4 protein-coding genes are annotated in these 5,713 nt (G+C 43.2%); 3 read left to right on the top strand and 1 reads right to left on the bottom strand.

What is annotated here, in order from left to right; all coding sequences use genetic code 11:
• The first annotated feature begins 380 nt into the window (after window positions 1-380).
• The 3 genes from glgP (at window position 381) to BM241_RS11775 (ending at window position 4,685) form a co-directional block, all read left to right on the top strand.
• Complete coding sequence (gene glgP / locus BM241_RS11785; RefSeq protein WP_025748117.1) at window positions 381-2,033, top strand: alpha-glucan family phosphorylase; 1,653 nt, start codon at window positions 381-383, stop codon at window positions 2,031-2,033.
• Between the two features lie 141 nt (window positions 2,034-2,174).
• Window positions 2,175-3,671, top strand: coding sequence for a DnaD domain protein (locus BM241_RS11780; RefSeq protein ID WP_025748118.1), 1,497 nt, complete (start codon window positions 2,175-2,177; stop codon window positions 3,669-3,671).
• Between the two features lie 18 nt (window positions 3,672-3,689).
• On the top strand, window positions 3,690-4,685 hold the full coding sequence (locus BM241_RS11775; RefSeq protein WP_025748119.1) for an ATP-binding protein: 996 nt from the start codon (window positions 3,690-3,692) through the stop codon (window positions 4,683-4,685).
• A 151-nt stretch (window positions 4,686-4,836) separates the two neighbouring features.
• Here the strand turns inward: BM241_RS11775 and BM241_RS11770 are convergent, their stop codons facing one another.
• Window positions 4,837-5,682 carry an ABC transporter ATP-binding protein gene (locus BM241_RS11770; RefSeq protein WP_092282877.1) on the bottom strand — a complete coding sequence of 282 codons (846 nt, stop codon included), beginning with the start codon at window positions 5,680-5,682 and terminating at the stop codon, window positions 4,837-4,839.
• Window positions 5,683-5,713 lie beyond the last annotated feature (31 nt).

Raw genomic sequence — 5,713 nt, 5'->3', positions numbered from 1 at the left:
TTATACCATAAAAGAGAGGATGTTTCTATATTTTTATGCCGAAAAATGTTGATTTTTCAAGGTTCAGAGCTCATTTTTTATGTGCGAAGTCTGAGTTAATTTATCTTACATTTTACTCCAAAACAATGCCAAAATCACCTCAGTGAACTAAAAACTTATTTCATTGTGGCTTTTTAAACTTAAAAAATTTTACAATCACCACCAAATAATTGCATGTCTTTCAGTCCATCCGCGTGACATCCTCCCCTCAATAAATTGAGGGGGATTACTGCCCCCCTCGCACTCCCCGATTTTCTAAATCTTTCCACCATAATTTTTTACCCTTCAACTGGACATACTAATGATGCCAAAAAATTTACCATTGCAAGGAGGAGCTTTTTATGAATCAACATACGCTGCCTAAAGTAGCATATTTCTGCATGGAGTACGGCCTGGATCCATCGTTTCATATATATGCCGGTGGGTTGGGCATACTGGCTGGGGACTACTTAAAAGCAGCAAAAGAGTACGATATGCCCGTCATTGGGGTAGGAATAAGATGGAGGCAGGGGTATACCCATCAGGAAATAGGGCAGGACCTCAAGCCTTATGACATATTCTATGACTATGAATACGATTTTCTCAAAGATACCGGCGTAAAGGTTACGGTACAGGTTCATAATCGACAGGTGATATGCAAAGTATGGAAAGTTGACGCATTTGGTAATGCTCCCCTTTACCTGCTAGATACCTATCTTCCCGAAAATGAAAACTCGTGGATTACCGGCCAGCTATACGGAAGAATGGGAGAAGAGAGGATTGCTCAAGAGATCGTCCTTGGGATAGGCGGAGTCAAAGCTTTAAAGGCTATGGGAATACAGCCAGACGTATATCATTTCAATGAAGGTCACGCAGTCCTAGCAGGATTTGAGCTTATACGGCAAAACATGGCAGCTGGAATGAGCTTTGACAAAGCTTTAGAGGCAGCCCGGGATAAAATCGTATTTACCACCCACACCCCTGTCATCGAAGGCAATGAATCGCACCCCCTAAATCAAATGATGTACATGGGGGCCAATAATACCCTGAGCTATGAACAGCTATACGCCATCGGCGGTTCGCCGTTTAACATGACGGTGGCGGCATTGAGGTTGTCAAGAATATCCAATGCCGTATCGCAGCTCCACTGCCAAACCGCAAACGACATGTGGAAACATGTGAGCAACAGGTCGGAAATCATCGGCATAACCAACGGCATACACATTCCTACTTGGGTGGACAACAATATGCTGCTGGCCGCTGAAGGCCACGGCGACCTATGGGAATGCCACATGATCAACAAGATGAAGCTTATAAGGTTTATCAAGGAAAAAACTGGCGTTATTCTGGACCCGGACGTACTTCTCATAGGTTTTGGAAGAAGGGCAACAGCTTATAAGCGCCACGACCTCATATTTAGAGACCCGAACATAATATTCCCTCTGCTTAGAGATAAAAAGCTACAGATCGTATTTTCAGGAAAAGCCCATCCTCTGGACAACGTCGGCAAGGAAATTATAACAAATATAGTTAAGATATCGAAACAATTTCCAGAGTCTGTAGTCTTTTTGGAAAATTATGATATGAACATCGGCAGATTGCTCACCAGAGGCGCCGACGTATGGCTCAACAACCCTCGCCGGCCCATGGAGGCCTGCGGGACCTCCGGGATGAAGGCCGCCATGAACGGAGTACTAAATTTAAGCATACTGGATGGATGGTGGGCAGAGGCATGCGAGCACGGCGTCAACGGCTGGCAGTTTGGCGATGGCTTTACCCATCCAAGCCCGGCAATACAGGACTCCCACGATTCAAAAGCGTTATATCAAGTGCTTCTCGATGAAGTAATACCAACCTACTACCACAATCGCCAGAAATGGATCGACATGATGAGAAACAGCATACTCAGCACCAAGGACAGATTCAACATAAAAAGGATGATGGACGAATATTTTTCACGCATGTACTTTAAAAACAGCCAGACAGACCGAAGCTGCAAAAAGATTAGCATTTAAATGAAGCGTTAAGAATTGACTTGTGTGGACTGCCAGGCTCACCCCCTTGGCAGCAAACAATGCCATCAGCACATTGATATTATTCCCGTTTGCTGATATCATATAGAGGTGAAAAAGTATTTAAAAATGAGGATGATTTCTATGGCTCTGTGTACGTTTGACAATAACTACCATATGTTTGATGTGACTCCAGTGGAAAACCTGTTTATACAGGAATTCATGCTAAAAGCTCCGGGCGATTTCGTAAAGGTGTATCTTTACGGGCTCAAGCAGTGCTACTATCCTGAATACGCCGAAAATTCGCTGGAAAGCTTTGCCCGAGCCCTGGAGCTTGACCAAGAAGTGGTTGTAAATGCTTTTCACTACTGGGAAAGACAGGGTATATTGAAAATTATTGAAAACGAGGATGGAAAGTTTGCCGTACAATACTTCAATATAAAGGATATCCTCTACAATAAAAACTTGAACGCTGAGAATACGCTATACAAATACAGGGATTTCAACCAAAACCTCCAGCTGATCTTTGACAAACGGCTGCTGACACCACAGGAGTACCTCAAAATATATGATTGGCTGGAGGTCCTCCAACTGCCCAAAGAAGTCGTGCTCATGATGATACGGTTTTACATATCAAAGAAAGGCCCTAACATTAGCATCAACTACCTCGACAAGATAGCACAGCAATGGGCCAGGGAGGGAATAAACACTCTGCAAAAAGCCGAAGAGTACATAGAGAGCTGTGAATCGTGTTATCAGGATACCACTGCTGTGCTGAAATACCTGGGAATCCATAGAACGCCTACCAAGGCCGAACTGGAGCTTTACAAAAAATGGCGGGATATCTGGGGATTTTCGCTGAACGCCATACTGCAGGCCTGCAAGGAAACAACCAAAACCAGTTCGCCCAGTTTTGGGTATCTGGACAAAATACTGGAAAACTTTAATAGGTTGGGACTTAAGACGCCCCAGCAGATAAACCAATACCTGGAAAACAGAGAAACCATCATGAGCAAAATAAAGGAAGTACTTTTTGAACTGGGATACAAGGATACCACCCCCACTCCCGAGTACCAGGCCTTTTACATGAAATGGACAGGCCAGTGGCAGCTACAGCACGAGGTTATCTTGATTGCCTGCAAACAATGCGTACGCAAAAAGCTGGATACCAGCTTTGAAACGATAGATGCCATGCTAAAACGCTGGGTAGAAAAGGGCCTGCGCACAAAAGAAGATATCAAGGAGTACCTTAAGAGAAAACAAAAGCTTAACGAACAGATACAGGCAGTCCTTGAACGGGTGGGCGAAGAGAGGTCTGTCACGCCGGCGGATCGCAAGCTATTCCTGAAATGGACCGAGGAATGGAAGCTGCCCTACGAACTTATACTTCAGGCTGCTGAATATTCAGTTATAGCCGAAAATAAATTTTCGTTCATGAACAAAATCCTCTACAGCTGGTATAATAGCGGTATAAGGACGGTTGAGGAGGCCAGAGCCGATCATGAACGCCATTTGAAAGGGCTGTATTTGGTAGCACAAAACAAGCCCTTGAAAAAACAGGTGGATTTCAATAAATTCGAACAGCATACTTATACCGATGAAGAGCTGGAGTTCCTGTTTGAGGACATCGAAAACGGCTAATTTTTGGGGGCACTTGCCATGAAAGAAGTGATTCTCAAGGAGATATTGAAGGAGTATGAGGATATACGCCATCAGGAGGAAGAAGCTCTAAAACAAAGGGAAAACCACATAATGCAAGCAATACCTGAAATCGCTGATATGCGCCGTGCTTTGGTGGAACTGATGGCACGGCGCTCCATGGAAATAATACGGAACCCAAACAGTTTTAGCCAAGCGCTGGATGATCTGGAACAAAGGATACAAGAGCTAAAACGCAAAGAAAAAGAACTGCTTGTTGAGCATGGCTTTCCCCCTGATTACCTGTCCATCCACTACCGTTGTCCAAAATGCAAGGACACTGGATACACGGGAGACCTCATAAAGGAAAAATGCTCCTGCCTTGTTCAAAGACTCGTTGAAAAAACCTATCAATTGTCCGACATAAAAGAGCTGGAACAGCAAAACTTTGACACCTTCGACCCGCAGGTATTCCCCGACATACCCCTTGAAGGCAGCCGGCTGACCCAGAGGGAGTACATGGTCCAGCTTAAAAACCGTCTTATGGAATATGTGAGCGAATTCCCTAACAACCAGAGAAAGACCATACTCTTCTCGGGCAAGACAGGGCTTGGTAAAACCTTTTTGCTCAACTGTATGGCAAAGGCCATCCTGGACAAAGGATATACCGTCATGCGTATCTCAGCATACAAGCTGTTCAACCAGCTGTTCCTCAGCGCTCTGCAGGATAACGAGCAAAACCAGTTCCTGTTTAACTGCCTGTTCGAGGTGGACGTGCTCATCATCGATGACCTGGGCACCGAGACCCAAAGAAACAACTTTACCTCGGAGGATTTATTCAACATACTGAATGAACGCCTGATACAGCAAAAACACACGTTTTTATCCACGAATCTGGGCCTCAGCGAGATAAAGGAACGGTATTCTGACCGAATTGCATCGCGCCTTTTTGATACATCCAATACCATGCTGATAAAGTTCATGGGCCAGGATATACGGATAAGGGGCAGAAGCTAATAATCTTTCATAGACAAAATTTATGATAACTTTTATTGATTTACTGTAGAACTGCTTTGCTTGCTATAAAAAGAAGCTCCTTTTGGCTTTATTGCTATAAAAAGGAGCTTCTTCTCAATGTACTTCCACCATAGAGAATAAACTTTTAAAACTATTCTATCCCTGCTAAACTCAGTTTATCAGCAAAATGACAACTTACAAAATGTTCATTGCCGTTCTCTCCTATATTTATTAGAGAAGGGTACTCTTGTTTGCATATATCCTTCGCATAAGGGCACCTAGGATGGAAATAACATCCGCTGGGTGGGTTGGAGGGGTCTGCCACTTCTCCAAATAAAAGCTTTCTAGTTTCTCTATACTTGGGATCCGGCTTTGGTACCGCGGCCAATAATGCCTCGGTATATGGATGCTTTGGGTTTTTAAATAATTCCTCTGTTTCTGCAATTTCCACTATTTTCCCTGTATACATTACAGCCACTCTATCGCTTATATGTTCTACTACCCCCAAATCATGGGAGATAAATAAATATGTAAGATGGAATTTTTCTTGTAAATCCTGCAAAAGATTTAACGTCTGAGCTTGAATAGATACATCTAATGCCGATACCGGCTCATCACATACTATCAATCTCGGATTTAAAGCCAATGCCCTTGCTATCCCTATACGCTGGCGTTGCCCACCGCTAAAAGCGTGAGGATACCTTATCATATACTCCGGTCTCAATCCTACTGCTTTCATCAATTCTGCCACTCTGTCTTCTAATTCTTTGCCTCTTGCTACTCCATTTACCAACAATGGTTCGCCTATTATATCTTTTACTGTCATTCTTGGGTTCAATGAAGAATATGGATCCTGAAATATCATCTGCATATGTTTTCTTGTTTGTTTCAGTTCTTTTTTGTTTAATTGCAGTATATTTATTAAAGTACCGTTTATCTCAGACTTCGCACATAAAAAATGAGCTCTGAACCTTGAAAAATCAACATTTTTCGGCATAAAAATATAGAAACATCCTCTCTTTTATGGT

Source organism: Caldicoprobacter faecalis (genome assembly GCF_900115765.1).
GTDB lineage: Bacteria > Bacillota > Clostridia > Caldicoprobacterales > Caldicoprobacteraceae > Caldicoprobacter > Caldicoprobacter oshimai.
Note: the sequence above shows the minus strand (reverse complement) of the source record. Positions and strands in the feature narration are given on the sequence as shown.

What these genes read in the sequence shown, in the direction of transcription:
- glgP (WP_025748117.1), top strand. Translation starts at nt 381, where the DNA reads ATGAATCAACATACGCTGCCTAAAGTAGCATATTTCTGCATGGAGTAC.
- BM241_RS11780 (WP_025748118.1), top strand. Translation starts at nt 2,175, where the DNA reads ATGGCTCTGTGTACGTTTGACAATAACTACCATATGTTTGATGTGACT.
- BM241_RS11775 (WP_025748119.1), top strand. Translation starts at nt 3,690, where the DNA reads ATGAAAGAAGTGATTCTCAAGGAGATATTGAAGGAGTATGAGGATATA.
- BM241_RS11770 (WP_092282877.1), bottom strand. Translation starts at nt 5,682, where the DNA reads ATGCCGAAAAATGTTGATTTTTCAAGGTTCAGAGCTCATTTTTTATGT.